Genomic DNA, 15,761 nt, shown 5'->3' with positions numbered 1-15,761 from the left:
GTTCCCGGGGCGGTGACACCGACATCAGTCGGCGTCGCCGCCCCGTTCGTTTCACCCGGCGATTCGCCGAGGGTGGTTGCCTACGGCATCAGGTCGTCGGCTCCGGGTGGAACCCGGCCGCAGTGTCGAGCACGTCCTCGTCGGTGAAGCGCTCGTGATCGATCGTGACCTCGGCCGCGACGCCAGGCTCGACGAAGTAGAACACCTCGTTGCCCGCGAACAGCGCGTCGTACCCGCCGACCTTGACCGGTTCGAGCTGCCAGTCGCCCGGCTCCTTCTCCTCGTACTCGACCAAGAAGTCCTTCACGGCCTCGAGATCGGTGAGCCTTTCGCCACGAAGGGTCTTCACGGTCAGGTCGACCTTGAACGCGCCCTCCGGATCCGGCCCGGTCTCCCAGACCCGGCTGTGGAACGACACGTCCTCCCACTCGTACTCGAAGTCGCTCGGCGTGCCGAGGCCGTCGGGAAGGTTCTCGATCACGAAGCCGTCCAAGGTGCCAGCCTTCTGCTCGGTCGATGGATGATCCGCGGAGTAGGTCGACGACGGTGTGAACTCTGTTGCTGAGGCAGGGACTGTCGCCGAGAGCCCGAGTGCGGCCAGGAAGACCGCGCTCCCGGTCACGATACGGCGGGCGGACGGCACGGCTCGGGAACGAAGCGATGAACGCGACATGGCTGCCTCCAGGAAACGGCGGCGCCCCGCCTGCTGCGAGACGCCCTTCGTGACCAAGAAGGTGCAGCGATCGTCGCTCGCCTGAACCGACAAGTTTCGGATCTGTGGACAAGCCTCGCGGTCAGTGCCCGATCAGCCGATGCAGCCGGTGGAACGTCTGCTGGAAGCCGAGCCGCGGCCACGCCCGCGACGACAGCAGGTTCGTCACCCGCCAGTCGGTCACGACCGACGTGTACCCGGTCTCCGCCGACCACTGCAGCACGGCCTCGCCCAGCGCACGTCCGGCACCGAGTCCGCGGGCCGACGGCAGAACGGCCGCGAACCCGAGGAACCCCGCGTTGTCCGGTTTCGCGAGCCCGCTGTGCGCACTCGACTTGTCCAGCGAGCAGCCGACCGACGAGCCGATCACCTCACCGTTGTACGAGGCAACGAAGGTCGCGTAGTCCTGATCGTCGATCGATTCCTCCCAGTCCGCCACCGCCTCCTCGAGAGTCGGCAGCTCCCCGGACGAGAACACCGGCGACAAGCCCTGATGCCGGGGCAATTCGAGGTCGAGCTCCGCGAGTACAGGAATGTCCGCGCGCACAGCACGCCGTACGACGAGATCCGACGGCGGCGGGAGCGGAGTGGCAGGCACGGGGCGGACGGCGTGTGCATGCTGCGAGCCGAACGCCAGCCGGAACCATGCGTCGATCAGCGCGGGGTCGTCGGGCACCAAGACGTACTGCGCGATGCGGCCGTCGTCGACCCACTTCGCAGCGGCAGCGCCGTACAGGTCGCGAATGTGTTCTGTCTCACGTACGGCGTGACCCGCGGCCTCGACCCAGATGTTCGGGCCCCAGACCGGGGACTGCTTCGGGGCGGCCAGCAGATAACCGGTGATCTCGCCGGCTTCGACCATCACTGCGCCGGAAGCGCCCTCGGTCTCCCAGGCGGCCGTCACCTCGACCAGCGCGAGCTGCTGGTCCTCGTAGTCAGCGGGAAGCAGCGGGTGACGCTTGCGATGCTCCTGATGCCGCTCGGCGAGCAGGCCTGCCGCGGCCGGCAGATCCGCCTCCTCGAACGGCCGAATGACGTCTCGGGACATACTCGGACGGTACGCCGCCGCGCCCCCGGCAGACACGGGTTTTCGCTGGTCCGGAGCCACACCGGGAACCGATTTGGTTGCTCGGCCCAGATCCTCTAAACTAAAGACACAACGACGCGGGGTGGAGCAGCTCGGTAGCTCGCTGGGCTCATAACCCAGAGGTCGCAGGTTCAAATCCTGCCCCCGCTACGGAAGAAGGCCCGGACCAACAGGTCCGGGCCTTCGTTTTGTTGTGTGTGACCTGCGGGTTTGTTGCCTCAGCGGTAGGCGGAGGCTTGGAGGTTGAAGAGTTCGGCGTAGAGGCCGTTCTTGTTGAGTAGGTCTTCGTGGGAGCCGTGTTCTGCGATCGCGCCGTATTGCAGCACGATGATGGTGTCGGCCATGCGCACTGTGGAGAATCTGTGTGAGACCAGGACAGTGATGGAGCCGGCGCGCTCTCGGAGGTCGTGTGCGACCTGGGTCCAGGCTTCGAAAAGGCGGTGTTCGGTCTCGGGGTCGAGGGCTGCAGAGGGTTCGTCCAGAAGCAGGAGCGCAGGAGCGGGGCGCATCATTGCACTGGCGATTGCGAGCTTCTGCCACTGCCCTCCGGACAGGTCGACCCCGGCTGGCCAGCCTGAGCCGAGCTGGGTGTCGAGCCCGCGGGGCAGGGCGGACAGTACGTCGGTGGCGGCGGCGCGCTCGAGAGCGGCAAGGACTTTCAGATCGGTATCCGCGTTTTCGATGTCTCCGAGCGCCACGGTTTCGCGTACCAGGAGTTCGAACCGGGCGTGATCCTGGAACGCGGCAGAGACCCTGGCTTGCCATTGGGCGAGGTCGACCGAGGCTAGATCTTCCCCGTCAATGGTGATGGTGCCGCTGGTCGGGCTGTAGAGGCCCGCGAGGAGTTTGACGAGGGTCGACTTGCCGGCGCCGTTCTCGCCAACGATGGCGATCGTCGAACCCGCGGGCAGGTCCAAGTCAATCTTCTCGAGTGCAGGACGTGCTGCGCCGTCGTACTGGTAGGAAACGTTGCGCAGCGAGATGCCGTGCTCAAGTCGCTGTGGCACGGGGCGGTGGCCTCGTGGAACCGCTTGGCCGAAGAGGTCTTGGAGACGGACGAAACGGTCGGCGGCGACCAGGCTTCGGATCGTGAGCTGTAGGACCTCACTGGAACCGCTGACCAGCCCGAGCACTTGACCTGCCAGAACCGCGATCAGTGCGGCCTCGCCGATGGTTGCCTCGCCAACGGTGACTCGCCGCACGACAAAGGCGATGGATGCGACGTATCCGGCGATGAAGATCAGCCGTCCGGCGAGACTCCAGCCAGCGGCCTGGAGTTGGGCTTGTCCGTGGAAGTGTCGGATCTGGTGGTGCGCCTGCTGAAACCTCCGCAGCAGCTCTGCTTGCAACCTGAACAGGCGGACCTCCTTCGCGCCGCCCGGGGTGGCCGTCAGCTCTACGAGATGCTCGGCAAGTCGAGCGGGTTCGGCTGCGCGCCGGCCACTGTCGCGGAAGATGCGGCTTGTCTTGAAGCTGACGAGCAGCGACGGCACCGCGAACAACGGGAGGGCGAGGAGGAGCGGATCGACCAGAACCATGAGGACCGCAGTCGTGATGATCTGCACGGTGACGGCGCAGAGTTCCACCATCCTCGGCAGGACCTGGCTGAGCTGATAGCCCTCTCGTTGGAACGCAGACAGTTCGTTCAGATGTTGAGGGCTCTCGTAGAGTTCCAGTGTTGGCGCGGCGCTGACCAGGTTGAGAATCTGCCCGTTCATCAGGTACCTGGTGTGATCCCGTAGCCGGGATTGGGCACGTTGTCCGGCGTAGGCGATGGCGACAGTGGCGGCGATCGAGATGACGCCTCCGACGGCGCCGACGCCTAGATGAATTGGACTGCCGGTGTGGATGCCGTCGACGATGAACTTCAGCCACAGACCGTAGAACGACTGCGTGATCGCCCCAAGTCCAGCTAGTACGAACGCGAGCACGGCCGCTGTGCGGTCTGCCTGCCAAGCTAGGCGCAGCATGGTGGTGATGACGCGCAGGCGGGTGTTCTCAGCCATCGATGTCCTTTGAGCTGAATCGCATTGCTTGTTTGCGGAACATGCGGGCGTAGATTCCGTTGGCCGCGAGGAGCTGTTCATGGCTGCCGTCCTCGGTGACTTGCCCGCCATCGAGCACGATGATCCGGCTGGAGCGACGGATCGTGGAGAACCGATGACTGATCACGACGCTCGTCAAGCCGGACGTGAGATCGAGGAACCTGTTGTAGATGTCCGCCTCGGCGCGTACGTCGAGTTGCGCGGTTGGTTCGTCGAGTACCAGGACGCGGGCGCCGCCTTGAACCGCCATGAGTGATCTGGCGAGAGCGATCCGCTGCCACTGTCCACCAGACAGGTCGACTCCACTCTCGAGCCGGGGAGAGAGCGTCGTGTCCAGGCCATGCGGGAGCCTGCTGAGAATGCCTTCTGCGCCGGCTCGTACGGCGGAGCGCTCGATCTCCTCGTCGATCGATGGCTGTGTCAACTGCTCAACTGCGCCGAGACCGATGTTGTCCCGCGCGGACAGCTCGTAGTGAATGAAGTCCTGGAAGATCGCCGCCACGGACTTGCGCCACGATTCCTGATCGAGCTCGCGAAGATCGGTTCCGTCGATGAGGATTCGGCCACTCTGCGGTAGTTCGAGTCCGGTGAGGAGCTTGATCAGCGTTGTCTTGCCTGCTCCGTTCAGGCCGACGATGCCGAGCGACGTACCCGCCCGGATCTCGAGATTCAGCCGATCGAAGATGGCTCTGCCGGACCCGGGATATCCGAAGGTCACCTCCTCGAACACGATCGATTCCGTTGGGCGTCCCAATGCAGTGGCAGTGCCAGGGTGCGTGGTGGTGTGGTGGGCGACGAGTTGTTCCAGCTCGAGAACGACCGGGATGCGACTGGCGCCGTACTCGATGAGATCGTCGCCGGGTTGATCGGCGAGGAGGCTCATCCCGAGCATGCCTTGGAGCAGTAAGACGACAGCGCCGACGCTGAGGTCTGACCGTGTGGCCAGAGCGATGACGGCGGCATTGGCCACGACAACGAGGGCGAGGAGCACGGCCAGCGGGCGCTGTCCGACCTTGCGGGCCTTGGCCAGCTCCGCGAGTATGCGAGCCGTCTGGCGACCGTAGCGATCCGACAACCAATCGACGAGACCGAAGATGCGGACCTCCTTTGCCCACTCCTGGCGCAAGCCGATTCGGTGCGTGTAGCTCGCGGCATGTACGGCGTCTTCCCAGGTGAACTGATCGGAGCGGCGCATGTTCGCCTGCAGTCTGTTGCCGACGAGGATCCATACCAGGAGCAGGGTTGCGGCGGCTGGGACGGAGACGGTGGCCACCAGCACAGCGGCCGCGACGCCCTGGGCTTGCAGGGGCCATTTCATGCTCAAGCCGTCGACCAGGTCCCCGGGTTCGAGGCCTGCGATGCGCACGGCACGGTCAGTCTTGGCGGCCAGGTCGGGCCGCTCGAAGATGTCCAAGGTGCTTGCGTTGAGAGCGGCTCGGATCACGCGGCCGATCAGGTATTCCTCGTACCGCCGGTACAGCGACCAGCGCACTACCTCATAGGCGGCGCGCGTCACCTCTTGCGCTGCTAGTACAAGCGCAATCCCGGCGAGCACCGAAAGTACGTCGGATGTAGTCGGGAGGATTGTGATCAGGTGTGCGACCAGTGCTGCGAAGATCGCCGGCCAGATGGCGGTGAGGACGATGCACCCGATCAGCAAGGCGAACCGGCGTGGGAATGCACGAGCCAGTACGACGACCGCGAGCAGGCGCGGCCAGCGGGACAGCCGATGTGAGGTTTTACCCTGGGTGCACTGCAGGAATGTGACAGCTCCTACCCGCCGTGTCAAACCCTCCCCGGCGTCGGACCTCTACTGGAGGTTTGTGATGACTACCTTGAGGGCTTCTTGTTCGGCGGCGTTGGCGAAGGTGTCGTAGGCCTCTTCGAACTGTGCGAACGGGTACTGGTGCGTCACGAACTTCTCGGGGGCGATGGCGCCCTTCTTGATGTCTTCGAGGAGTTCTGGTGCGGTGACGGCGTTGACCAGACCCGTGGTGATGGTCAGGTTGTTGATCCAGTGCCGCTCGATCGGGAACTCGACGCTTTCGCCGTGTACGCCGATGTTGGCGACATGGCCGCCGGGCCGGACGGACTCGAGGGCGGTGCCGAAGGTTGCGGGGAGGCCCACCGCCTCGATCGCGACGTCGACGCCTAGCCCGTCATGGCTGAGTTCTCGCAGGGCCTGTACGACGTTCTCGCCGGCCTCGATCGTGTCTGTCGCGCCGAAATCGCGGGAGCGATCGAGCCGGAACTTGTTGCCGTCGACAGCGATGACCTTCGAGGCGCCGGCTGTGCGGGCGGTCATGATCGCGGCAAGCCCGACGGGTCCGGCGCCGATGACGGCGACGACGTCCCCGTTCTTGACGGCGCCGTTCAGTACGCCGATCTCGTAGCCGGTGGGGAGGATGTCGCTCAGCATGGCGCCCTGTTCGGCGGAGACTCCTTCGGGGAGCGGGATCAGACCGTTGTCGGCGTACGGGACGCGGACGTACTCGGCCTGGGTTCCGTCGATGAGGTGCCCGAAGATCCAGCCGATGCCGCCGAGGGTCTTGCAGTGCGAGGGCAGGCCGGCCTTGCAGTAGTCGCACGTCCCGCACTTGCTGATGCAGGAGATGATGACCCGGTCTCCGACCTTCACGCTCTGGCAGTCGGGTCCGACCTCGGTGACCACACCGACGCCTTCGTGGCCGAGGATCCGGCCGTCGGTGACTGCGGGTACGTCGCCTTTGAGGATGTGCAGGTCGGTGCCGCAGATGGTGGTGACCTCGACCTTCACGATCGCGTCGGTCGGGTCCTTGATGACGGGGTTCGGGACGTCTTCCCAGGCCTTCTTGCCAGGTCCGTGGTAAACGAGCGCCTTCATCGGTACTCCCCCTTCTCGTCGGCCAGTCGGTACCAAGGGTGCGCACCGGTACACCTCGGATGCTCACACCACAGGCCGACAGTGCCGGTCTCATCTTGAGACGGCTCGGCTGAGCGCTGGAACGGACCCGCTGCCTCAAATCGAGACATACGGCCGGGCGAGACGCGGCAAGGATGAGAACGTTCGCGATGCGCCCGGAAGGAGCTCGCCATGACCACCATCGACGCCGATGCTCACAGCGTCCCAGAAGTACAACTTGCCGCTGAAGCCGCGGCCCCGGCGGTGACCGGTGACCCAGCGCTGATCGGTCTCCCCAGTTTCATCGTGGGATCGGTCGCGCTCGGTCTGGTCCTTGTGGGCTACGTATCTGCGGCGGCGGTCGGGGCCTCGCTCCCGATCATCATCGCCGCCACCGGTCTCGGTCTGGTGATCGCGGCCGTCTGGTCGGCGGCCGTCGGCCAGAGCGCGGTGGCTGGAGTGTTCGGCATCTTCGCCGGATTCTGGCTGAGCTACGCGACGCTCGTACTGGGCCTGACGCACAACTGGTTCGCCGTCGTCGCCGCGGACGCCCTCCATACGCAGGGTCTGTTCCTGATCTCCTGGCTGGTGATAGTCGGGATGCTGACGCTGGCCACACTCCGACTTCCCGTTGCCTACACGGTGCTGTTCGCATTGATCGAGATCGCCTTGGTGCTGGTCTTGATCGGCACACTGCAGCAATCAGCCGGCACGCTGAAGGTCGCCGGCGTGGTGGTGTTCGTGTTCGCCGCGGTGGGTGTCTATCTCTTCTTCAGTTCGGCGTCACAGGCAACAGGCGGAAGAGCGCTTCCCCTCGGACAGCCACTCGTCCGCGCCTGAGGTCACTTCACGGCGAGTTCGCCGAGTTCGGACCAGTCGTCCTGGGGGAGTTTGAAGTTGACGATGCGGGGCGTTTCGACCAGGTGCGGGGGCAGGTGCTCCTGGGCGGCCTTGAAGTGGGCCGAGGTGACGTGATGGGTCGCGGCGTCGTCGTCGGCGAAGGCCTCGACCAGCACGTACTCGTTCGGGTCGTCCAGGGAGCGGGACCAGTCGTACCACAGGCAGCCCGGTTCGGCGCGGGTTGCTGCCGTGAAGTCGGCAGTGATGGACGGCCAGTTGTCGGCGTGCTCAGGCTTCACCCGGAACTTGGCGGTGATGAAGATCATCAGGCTTCCTCCGCTGATTCGATGGGACCGCAACCAGGCTAGCGGCCACAGCCCCGGCGGTGAGTCGCAATCTGAGATCAGCGGAGGGTGAAGCCGGTGCCGACTGTGTCTCGGGGATCCAGGGTGAACGTCGCGGTCCCGGTCCGGTAGGCGGTGCCGGTGACTTCGGTGATGACGCCGTCCGGGGTCTCCTCGACGACGCGGCCGAGGAACGTCGTACCGACGATGGAGTCGTGGCGCAGGACCTGACCCGTGCGCAGGCGTCCTTCGTCGTGCAGGAGGGCGAGGCGTGCCGACGTACCGGATCCGCAGGGGGAGCGATCGGCCTCGCCGTCGGCGAACACCGCGAGGTTGCGCTGGTGCGCCGGCCCGAGGTCGTCGTACAGGATCGTGCCGTAGAGACCGCTCAAGCGAGGATCGTGAGGATGTACGGCGACCGCGTCCAAGGCCCACTTGATCTCGCGACCGATCGCGATCAGGTCCGCGTAGCACGTCGGCGTCACCGACAGGCCGACCGATGACGCAAGCACGGAGGCATAGAACGCCCCGCCGTAGCTGATGTCTGCCAGCACCGATCCGCGCGCTGTCGGCACCTGCACGCCACGGCTCAGCACGTACGACGGAACGTTGCGGAAGGCAACGCTCAACACCGAACCGTCAGCGCAACTGACCCGCGCGGTCACCCGCCCCGACGGTACGTCGATGACGATCTCCGTCTCGCCGTCATCGGCCACCTGGACCAGACCGCTTTCGACCGCCCAGGTCGCGAGCGCGATCGTCCCGTGCCCGCAGGCGGTCGAGTACCCGTCCTTGTGCCAGAACACCACGCCGAAGTCGGCGCCGTCGTCATCACCCGGTACGACGAACCCGCCGTACATGTCCGCATGACCACGGGGCTCGTTCACCAGCAACCGCCGTACGGCGTCGATCGCCTCGGACGACTGCGCCCCGACCCGGCGGTCTGCGACGGAGGTTCCCGGGAGCTCGACCGAGGTCACGATCCGGAAGGGCTCCCCGGCCGTGTGATAGTCCACAACGCTGACATCGTCCACAAGACGTACCTTAAGCAAACGAAAGCCGCCGTCTGCCCCGATGAGAGGGTAGGCGGCGGCTTGAGCGACCGGGGTTCGGTCAGGCGGCTTGGGGTACGCGGTTCCGCGCGGCCCAGACGGCGCGGCGCAGTTTGGCCTTGTCGGGGTAGCCGGCCTCGCAGCCGATCACGTACACGTCGTGGCTGCGCATGTTGACCATGCCGGCCACGTACCAGACCGGGCTCCCCTCGGCCAGCATGGTGACGATCATGTTCCGGATGTCGGTGGTGATGTTCATTCTGACCCTCTCCTTTGGTCGCTCTTACTGATACGTCGGACCAGAGGGGCCGGATTCGACACGTCCTCGAAAAAAGATTCCGGGAAAACAAAGCGCCCCGATCGATGATCGGGGCGCTCGTCCGTGTGGGTCCCGGGGGGAGTGGGACCGCCACACGTTGGGGGGGACTTTGACGTTAACCCGACGAAGGGGTCACTCTCAGCACTTTTCGTCGAACGGCACCCAGAAGTGCGTTCAGCGGCGAGCCCGTCTCCGATACAGCGCGGTCGCCAGTACGACGGAGAACAGGAGTAGACCACAACACCAGGCGAGTGCGAGCCAGCCGTTGTTCTCCATCGGCGTTCCGACCAGCAAACTGCGGACGGTCTCGATCACCGGCGTGATCGGTTGGTGCTCGCTGATCGGCCGCAACCACGACGGCATCGACTCCGGCTGCACGAACGCGCTGCTGAGGTACGGCAGGAACAGCATGAAGAAGCTGAGTGTGCTGGCCGACTCGACCGACTTGGCGATGACTCCGAGCCCCGCCGCGAGCCAGGACAGCGCCACGACGTACAGCAACAGCAGCCCGATCGCCGCGAGCCAGTCCACCACACCGCCCTGGGGGCGGAACCCCATCCCGAGCGAGGCCAGGATGACGATCGCCGTCGACGTCGCGTTGCGCGCCACGCTCGCGACCACATGTCCGGTCAGTACGGCGAAGCTGTGGATGGGTAGCGAGCGCAGGCGGTCGATCATCCCGCTGTTCATGTCGTCGGCGACGACCATCGCCGTCGACGAGGCTCCGTACCCGGTGGTGAGCAGCAGGATCCCCGGTACGACGTAGTTCACGTACTCCGTCCCGGTGTTGATCGCGCCGCCGAACACGTAGACGAACAACGCCATCATCAGCAACGGCAGCAGGATCGACGCGAACAACGTGTCGACGTTGCGCCGGGCCAGCCGCACACTGCGGTCGATCATGGTCACCGCGTCCGAGCAGGCGGCGACGACTCCCTGGTGTGACATCAGAAACCTCTCAGGCCGTCAGTGCGAGGAAAACGTCGTCGAGCGTGGGCCGGTGGGACGAGACCCGCTCCGGCGTCAGCCCGTTGTCACGCAGTACGTCGAGGACCTGGTGCAGGTGCGCCGCCGTACCGTCCGACGGAACGTTGAGCACCAACTGGTCGACCACACCGCTCAGTACGCCGGATGCCTTGAGCAGCTGCACCTCATCGGCGAACCGCAGTTCGATCCGTTCGCCACCGATCTGCGTCTTCAGGGCGTCCGCAGTACCACTGGCGACGATGCGCCCCTGGTCGAGCAGCACGATCCGGTCGGCGAGCCGGTCCGCCTCCTCCAGGTACTGCGTGGTGAGCAGGATCGTCGTACCGTCGCGAACCAGTTCCGCGATGGCATCCCACATCGCGAACCGGCTGGCCGGATCGAGTCCGGTCGTCGGCTCGTCCAGGAAGATCACCTGCGGCCGTGCGATCAGGCTCATCGCCAGGTCGAGCTTGCGCCGCATACCCCCGGAATACGTCTTCACGCGCCGGTCCATCGCGTCGGTGAGCCCGAACTGTTCCAGCAGCCCCGCCGTACGCCGCCGCGCAGTACGCCGGCCGAGGTGCATGAGCCGGCCGACCATCACCAGGTTCTCCCGCCCGGTCTGGTTCTCGTCGACCGCGGCGTACTGCCCGGTCAGGCTGATCACGCCGCGGACCCGGGCCGGTTCGCGGAGTACGTCGTACCCCGCGATCGTCGCCGTACCGGAATCCGGGCGGGTCAGCGTGGTCAGGATCCGCACCGCGGTGGTCTTGCCGGCGCCGTTCGGGCCCAGCAACGCGAGCACCGACCCCTCCGCGACGCTCAGGTCGACCCCGGTCAGTACGTCGGTCGCGCCGTACGACTTCCTCAAGCCGGTCGCCTCGACGATCATGGTCCCCTCCTTACTGCGTATGGAATACGCTAAATAGCGTAGCAGGTACGCAGTAATGGCTGGCAAGCCCTAAACTGAGCCGGTGGAGAACAACGAGCTGCCGGCCGATGTCGCGCTGATGTGGCGGTTGCGGGAGAAGCCGCGGCGTGGACCGAAACCGTCGCTGACGCTCGACGACATCGTCGCGGCGGCGATCGCGATCGCCGATGCCGAAGGCCTGGCCGCCGTCTCGATGGCGAAGGTCGCCGAGCGGCTCGGCAACTCGACGATGGCGCTGTACCGGCACCTGAAGAGCAAGGACGACCTGCTGGTGATCATGTCCGACGCCGCGATCGAGCGTCCGGAACCGATGCCCGAGGGCGTCGACTGGCGGACCGGGCTGACGTTCTGGGCGGACGGCGTGCTGACCGCGTTCCGTCGGCACCCGTGGTACTCCAAGGTTCCGATCTCCGGTCCGCCGGCCGGTCCGAACAACCTCGCCTGGTTCGACTCCGCGCTCGGGGCGCTGAAGGACACCGGCCTGCCCGAGGAGGCGAAGGTCGGCGTGGTGATGGGCCTCATCACGTACGTGCAGGGACAGATCCGGATGGCGTTCGACCTGGCCGCCGGCTACGCGGAGAACCCGGATGCCTTCCAGCAGTTCGGCTCGACGCTCCGCCAGGTCGCGGATCCGCGGGTCTATCCGGCGGTGGCGCGCACAGTCGATGCCGGGGTGTTCGACGAGGTGGGGAGCTTCGAGGAGGACAACGAGGCCGATTTCGACTTCGGTCTGCAGCTCTACCTGGACGGGGTCGCTGCGTTCATTGCCCGGGTTGGATGATCGCGTCGGCCGCCGGTGCTGTCGCCGCGATCAGGTGGGCGTTGCGTTCGTCGGAGCCGTACGTGCGTTCGTGCGCTTCCTCGGGTGATCTGCCGAACGCCTGGTGCCGGGCTTCGAGGCGCGCGTGACGGAGTTCCTCGGGCACCTCGACGTACCAGCACTGATCGAGCAGGCTGCGGACGGTCGACCAGGGGGCCTCGTCGAGCAGGAGGTAGTTGCCCTCGGTGAGGACCAGCGTGACTTCGGGCGCGATCCCGATGCTGGCGGCGATCGAGTCCTCGATGCTGCGGTCGAAGCGCGGCGCCCAGATCTGCTCGTCCGGTGAGTCCTTCAACCGCTTGAGGAGCGCGACGAAGCCGTAGCCGTCGAAGGTGTGCGGCGCGCCCTTCACCTCCGCCAGTCCTTCAGCTTCCAGGACCGATTGGGCGAGGTGGTAGCCGTCCATCGGCACCAGCGCGACCTTGTGGCCGTCCGCGGTCAGCTTCGCGGCGAGCTGTTCGGCGTACGTCGACTTGCCCGCCGCCGGCGCCCCGGTGATCCCCAGGATCTGCCGCCGCCCGCGCGTCGCCAACTCGACAGCACGGGTATAGGCGGCGGCTGGGTCCATGGTGGGGATCCTAGGCGAGGTATCCGTCCGGGCGGATCAGGATCTCGTCGCCCGGCTGGGCGTGGTAGATCGCGAACGCCTCGGGTGAGGTGATGTCGACCGCGTGCGGGTGGGTGGACCGGGTGGTGGGGGAGAAGCGCAGCAGGGTCTCGTGCGGGCCGCGGAACAGCTCGAACAGGCGCATCTTGTTGCCCTCGGCATCTTTGATTGGTACATCGGGCGCACGGTCGCCGGAGGCCAGGGGGCGGGTGTCCGACGGGTCGCGGTACGAGACGTCCAGCTGGCGGGTGTTCTCGCCGCGATCGAGCGCCGACTCGTCGCCGTCGACGTGCTTCTGCATCAGGTCCTCGCTGATCCCGAGCACCCGTATCGCGTTGGTCCGGCGCTCGGTCTCGTACGTCGCCAGCACCTCTTCGCGACCGTCCGCGAGCTTCCAGCCGAGGTTGTACGCGTCCTGGACGCCGGTGTTCAGGCCCTGGCCGCCGGTCGGCGGGTGGACGTGGGCGGCGTCGCCGGCGATGAAGACCCGGCCGACCCGGAACTTCGCGGCGAGCCGGACGTTCGGACGCCATACGGTCGACCAGGTGAGGTCGCGGAGCTTCGCAGTACCCGGGCCGGCGTACTTGTCGACCAACTCCTGCAGGCCTTCGAGCGAGGTGTCCGCGTCGTCGCCGTCAAGCGGCGCGCCGAACTGGAACTGGTCGCCGCCGCTCAGCGGGGTCATCGCGATGCCGGCCATCGGGTTGTCCTGCGACGCGAACCAGTAGCCGTACTCGTGGTCCAGTCCGTCGGCCGCGACGTCGCCGAGCAGGGTGCGGATCGACTCGTCGGTGGTGCCCTCGAAGGCGATCCCGAGGTGCTTGCGGACGAAGCTCTTCCCACCGTCGGCCCCGACCAGGTAGTCGACCTCGACGACCTCGCCGGTGGAGAGTTCGGCGGTCACCGCGTCCGCGGTCTGGGTGAATCCGGTGATAGCGGAGTTCAGTTCGACGCTGACGCCGTACTCCGCGAGCTTGTCGCGCAGGATCTTCTCGGTCCGGGACTGGCCGAGCATCCGTGCATTCGGGTACGGGATGTCCGGGGTGGGCTCGACCGGGTCGGCCATCCGGCGCTCTCCGAACAGTTGGCCGCTCATGAAGATCTTCATCAGCGGGATCGGGAGGCTCTGGGCCAGCACCTCGTCCAGTACGCCGAGGTCCTCGAACACCTCGAGGGTCCGCGGCTGCAACCCGTCGCCACGTGATCCGTTGAAGAACTCGGTCGCCTTGTCGATCACCCGGACCGCGATCCCGCGCCGGGCCAGCTCGATACCGAGGGTCAAGCCGGTCGGTCCGGCGCCCGCGATCAGGACGTTCATACTGGTCTCCCTGACTGAATTATGATTCACTGAATTCGGATTCAGTTTGCACACGACTAGGGTTCGCTGTCAAGGAGGTGCAACGTGTCGGACACGGTGAGCCGCCGGCAGCGGGCGGCCGGGACCGAGGCGGCGCTGAAACAGGCCGCGCGCGACGTCTTCGCCGAGCGCGGGTACCTGAATACGAAGATCACCGACATCACCGCGGCCGCGGGCCGGGCGACGGGGTCGTTCTACAACCACTTCGCCAGCAAGGAAGAGCTGCTCGAGGCGCTGCTTCGCGACATGCTGGCGGAGGCGGACGAGGCGGTCGTCGACGCTGCCGGGCACGACGCCGACTTCAGCAAGCGGTCGGCGATCCGCTGGCACGTCGCGGCGTTCTGGGGGTTCTACCAGGCGCATCTGCCGGAGATGATCGCGGTCAAGCAGGCCGCGATGGTCGATCCCGAACTGGGGCGCCGGCTGCAGCAGATCATGGCCGACGACGACCAGCACATGATCGAGCACTTCTCACATCTGCCGAACCCACCGGCCGACCCGCTCGTCACGATCTCCGCGATGAACGCCCTGATGGAGGGCTTCGCCTACACCTGGCTCGTCGTCAACCCGTCCAACGGCCAGACGATCTCCGACGAGACAGCCATCGAAACCCTCACCAACCTCCTGCACCACGGTTTGGCGGGCTAGAGGCGAACGCCCAGGCCATCACAATCGAGCGGTGGTGATCTTCATCCGGCGTGGAGCCGGCCGCTCGCTGCACTTGTGATGGCCTGGAGATGCGGACGTGAGCCACTCACCAAGCCGGGGCCGCACGCTGGGGGGATGCGTCGCCGAGGCTCGGAAGGGCGGTTGATGAGTGGCGCAGGTCCGCGCTCAGTCCTCGGGCGGTGCTTCCGCACCTTCGCGTTCGTCGCGTTCTGCCCACTCCATCAGCGTTTCGAGTGAGTAGGCGTTCTCGTCGATGGTCGCGTGGAGGTCGCCTAGTTCGGCGTAGCGGGCGGGGACGGTGGCGATCGTGAAGTCCTTCGGGTTCACGTCGTCGATCTCGTCCCAGCGGATCGGGGCCGACACGGTGCCTTCGGGGTTCCCGCGGACCGAGTAGGCGCTCGCGATCGTGTGGTCGCGGGCGTTCTGGTTGTAGTCGACGAAGACCAATCGCGGGTCGCGGTCCTTGCGCCACCACGTCGTCGTCACGTCCTCCGGCGTACGCCGTTCCACCTCGCGCGCGAACGCCAGCGCGGCCCGCCGTACGTCGGAGAAGCCGTACGCCGGCTCGACGCGGACGTAGATGTGGATGCCCGAGCCACCGGAGGTCTTCGGGTAGCCGACCGCGCCGAGTTCGTCGAGTACTTCGTGGACGGTGTGCGCGACCCGTCGTACTCGATCGAACGGGCAGTCGGGCATCGGGTCGAGGTCGATGCGCCACTCGTCCGGCGTCTCGGTGTCGGCGCGACGGGAGTTCCACGGATGGAACTCGACCGTCGACATCTGCACCGCCCAGGCGACGTGGGCGATCTCGGTGACGCACAGCTCGTCCGCGGTCCGGTTGTACCGCGGGAACTTGATCTTGACCGTTTCCATCCACGGCGGCGCTCCGTGCGGCAGCCGCTTCTGATGCACCTTCTCGCCCGCGACACCCTCCGGGAACCGGTGCAGCATGCACGGCCGCTCGCGCAGCGCGCTCACGATCCCGTCCCCGACGGACAGGTAGTACTTCACCAGATCCAGCTTGGTCTCACCGCGCGCAGGAAAGTACACCCGATCCGGATTGGAGATCCGCACCGTCCGCTCACCCACCTCCAGCTCGATCGCCGGAGACTTCGCCTTGGAGTCGGCCAT

The 15,761-nt window shown here is 66.2% G+C and carries 16 protein-coding genes and 1 tRNA gene; 4 read left to right on the top strand and 13 right to left on the bottom strand.

What is annotated here, in order from left to right:
• Positions 1-88: 88 nt before the first annotated feature.
• Both OHB24_RS01345 and OHB24_RS01340 read right to left on the bottom strand, forming a co-directional pair.
• Positions 89-673: a hypothetical protein gene (locus OHB24_RS01345; protein ID WP_327637059.1), complete on the bottom strand. Its 585-nt coding sequence runs from the start codon at positions 671-673 to the stop codon at positions 89-91.
• A 121-nt stretch (positions 674-794) separates the two neighbouring features.
• The gene (locus OHB24_RS01340) at positions 795-1,760 is read right to left on the bottom strand and encodes a GNAT family N-acetyltransferase (protein WP_327637058.1); all 966 of its coding nucleotides are present in this window, start codon (positions 1,758-1,760) and stop codon (positions 795-797) included.
• A 115-nt stretch (positions 1,761-1,875) separates the two neighbouring features.
• On the opposite strand from OHB24_RS01340, the gene OHB24_RS01335 reads away from it, so the two are divergent.
• Positions 1,876-1,949 (top strand) — tRNA-Met (locus OHB24_RS01335).
• Positions 1,950-2,017: 68 nt separating this feature from the next.
• Here the strand turns inward: OHB24_RS01335 and OHB24_RS01330 are convergent.
• Genes OHB24_RS01330 through OHB24_RS01320 form a run of 3 tightly spaced genes read right to left on the bottom strand, consistent with a single transcriptional unit; the run spans position 2,018 to position 6,707 of the window.
• Entirely contained in the window at positions 2,018-3,805 is a 1,788-nt protein-coding gene (locus OHB24_RS01330) for an ABC transporter ATP-binding protein (protein WP_327637057.1), read from the bottom strand.
• The gene (locus tag OHB24_RS01325) at positions 3,798-5,633 is read right to left on the bottom strand and encodes an ABC transporter ATP-binding protein (RefSeq protein ID WP_327637056.1); all 1,836 of its coding nucleotides are present in this window, start codon (positions 5,631-5,633) and stop codon (positions 3,798-3,800) included. The genes OHB24_RS01330 and OHB24_RS01325 overlap by 8 nt, the downstream gene beginning before the upstream one ends.
• 21 nt (positions 5,634-5,654) lie before the next feature.
• Positions 5,655-6,707, bottom strand: coding sequence for a zinc-dependent alcohol dehydrogenase family protein (locus tag OHB24_RS01320; RefSeq protein ID WP_327637055.1), 1,053 nt, complete (start codon positions 6,705-6,707; stop codon positions 5,655-5,657).
• Positions 6,708-6,917: 210 nt separating this feature from the next.
• Between OHB24_RS01320 and OHB24_RS01315 the strand changes: the two genes are divergently transcribed.
• On the top strand, positions 6,918-7,565 hold the full coding sequence (locus OHB24_RS01315; protein ID WP_327637054.1) for a GPR1/FUN34/YaaH family transporter: 648 nt from the start codon (positions 6,918-6,920) through the stop codon (positions 7,563-7,565).
• A gap of 2 nt (positions 7,566-7,567) precedes the next feature.
• On the opposite strand, the gene OHB24_RS01310 is transcribed toward OHB24_RS01315, so the two are convergent.
• The 5 genes from OHB24_RS01310 to OHB24_RS01290 all read right to left on the bottom strand — a co-directional run bounded on the left by OHB24_RS01310 (position 7,568) and on the right by OHB24_RS01290 (position 11,138).
• Positions 7,568-7,891, bottom strand: a complete 324-nt coding sequence (locus tag OHB24_RS01310) for a putative quinol monooxygenase (RefSeq protein ID WP_327637053.1) — start codon at positions 7,889-7,891, stop codon at positions 7,568-7,570.
• Positions 7,892-7,968: 77 nt separating this feature from the next.
• Positions 7,969-8,943, bottom strand: a complete 975-nt coding sequence (locus OHB24_RS01305; protein WP_327637052.1) for a proline racemase family protein — start codon at positions 8,941-8,943, stop codon at positions 7,969-7,971.
• A gap of 79 nt (positions 8,944-9,022) precedes the next feature.
• The gene (locus tag OHB24_RS01300; protein WP_130383912.1) at positions 9,023-9,220 is read right to left on the bottom strand and encodes a hypothetical protein; all 198 of its coding nucleotides are present in this window, start codon (positions 9,218-9,220) and stop codon (positions 9,023-9,025) included.
• Positions 9,221-9,454: 234 nt separating this feature from the next.
• Positions 9,455-10,228: an ABC transporter permease gene (locus OHB24_RS01295; RefSeq protein WP_327637051.1), complete on the bottom strand. Its 774-nt coding sequence runs from the start codon at positions 10,226-10,228 to the stop codon at positions 9,455-9,457.
• 10 nt (positions 10,229-10,238) lie between these two features.
• Entirely contained in the window at positions 10,239-11,138 is a 900-nt protein-coding gene (locus OHB24_RS01290) for an ATP-binding cassette domain-containing protein (protein ID WP_327637050.1), read from the bottom strand.
• 82 nt (positions 11,139-11,220) lie between these two features.
• Here OHB24_RS01290 and OHB24_RS01285 point away from each other — a divergent pair, with 82 nt between their 5' ends.
• Positions 11,221-11,958 carry a TetR/AcrR family transcriptional regulator gene (locus tag OHB24_RS01285; RefSeq protein WP_327637049.1) on the top strand — a complete coding sequence of 246 codons (738 nt, stop codon included), beginning with the start codon at positions 11,221-11,223 and terminating at the stop codon, positions 11,956-11,958.
• On the opposite strand, the gene OHB24_RS01280 is transcribed toward OHB24_RS01285, so the two are convergent.
• Both OHB24_RS01280 and OHB24_RS01275 read right to left on the bottom strand, forming a co-directional pair.
• Positions 11,939-12,565 carry a nucleoside/nucleotide kinase family protein gene (locus OHB24_RS01280; RefSeq protein WP_327637048.1) on the bottom strand — a complete coding sequence of 209 codons (627 nt, stop codon included), beginning with the start codon at positions 12,563-12,565 and terminating at the stop codon, positions 11,939-11,941. The two genes, OHB24_RS01285 and OHB24_RS01280, sit on opposite strands and share 20 nt — an antisense overlap.
• 10 nt (positions 12,566-12,575) lie before the next feature.
• The gene (locus OHB24_RS01275) at positions 12,576-13,922 is read right to left on the bottom strand and encodes an FAD-dependent monooxygenase (RefSeq protein WP_327637047.1); all 1,347 of its coding nucleotides are present in this window, start codon (positions 13,920-13,922) and stop codon (positions 12,576-12,578) included.
• A gap of 84 nt (positions 13,923-14,006) precedes the next feature.
• On the opposite strand from OHB24_RS01275, the gene OHB24_RS01270 reads away from it, so the two are divergent.
• Positions 14,007-14,609, top strand: a complete 603-nt coding sequence (locus tag OHB24_RS01270; protein ID WP_327637046.1) for a TetR/AcrR family transcriptional regulator — start codon at positions 14,007-14,009, stop codon at positions 14,607-14,609.
• A gap of 186 nt (positions 14,610-14,795) precedes the next feature.
• On the opposite strand, the gene ligD is transcribed toward OHB24_RS01270, so the two are convergent.
• Positions 14,796-15,761, bottom strand: a complete 966-nt coding sequence (gene ligD / locus OHB24_RS01265; RefSeq protein ID WP_327637045.1) for a non-homologous end-joining DNA ligase — start codon at positions 15,759-15,761, stop codon at positions 14,796-14,798.

This window comes from Kribbella sp. NBC_00482, from assembly GCF_036013725.1.
GTDB lineage: Bacteria > Actinomycetota > Actinomycetes > Propionibacteriales > Kribbellaceae > Kribbella.
Note: the sequence above shows the minus strand (reverse complement) of the source record. Positions and strands in the feature narration are given on the sequence as shown.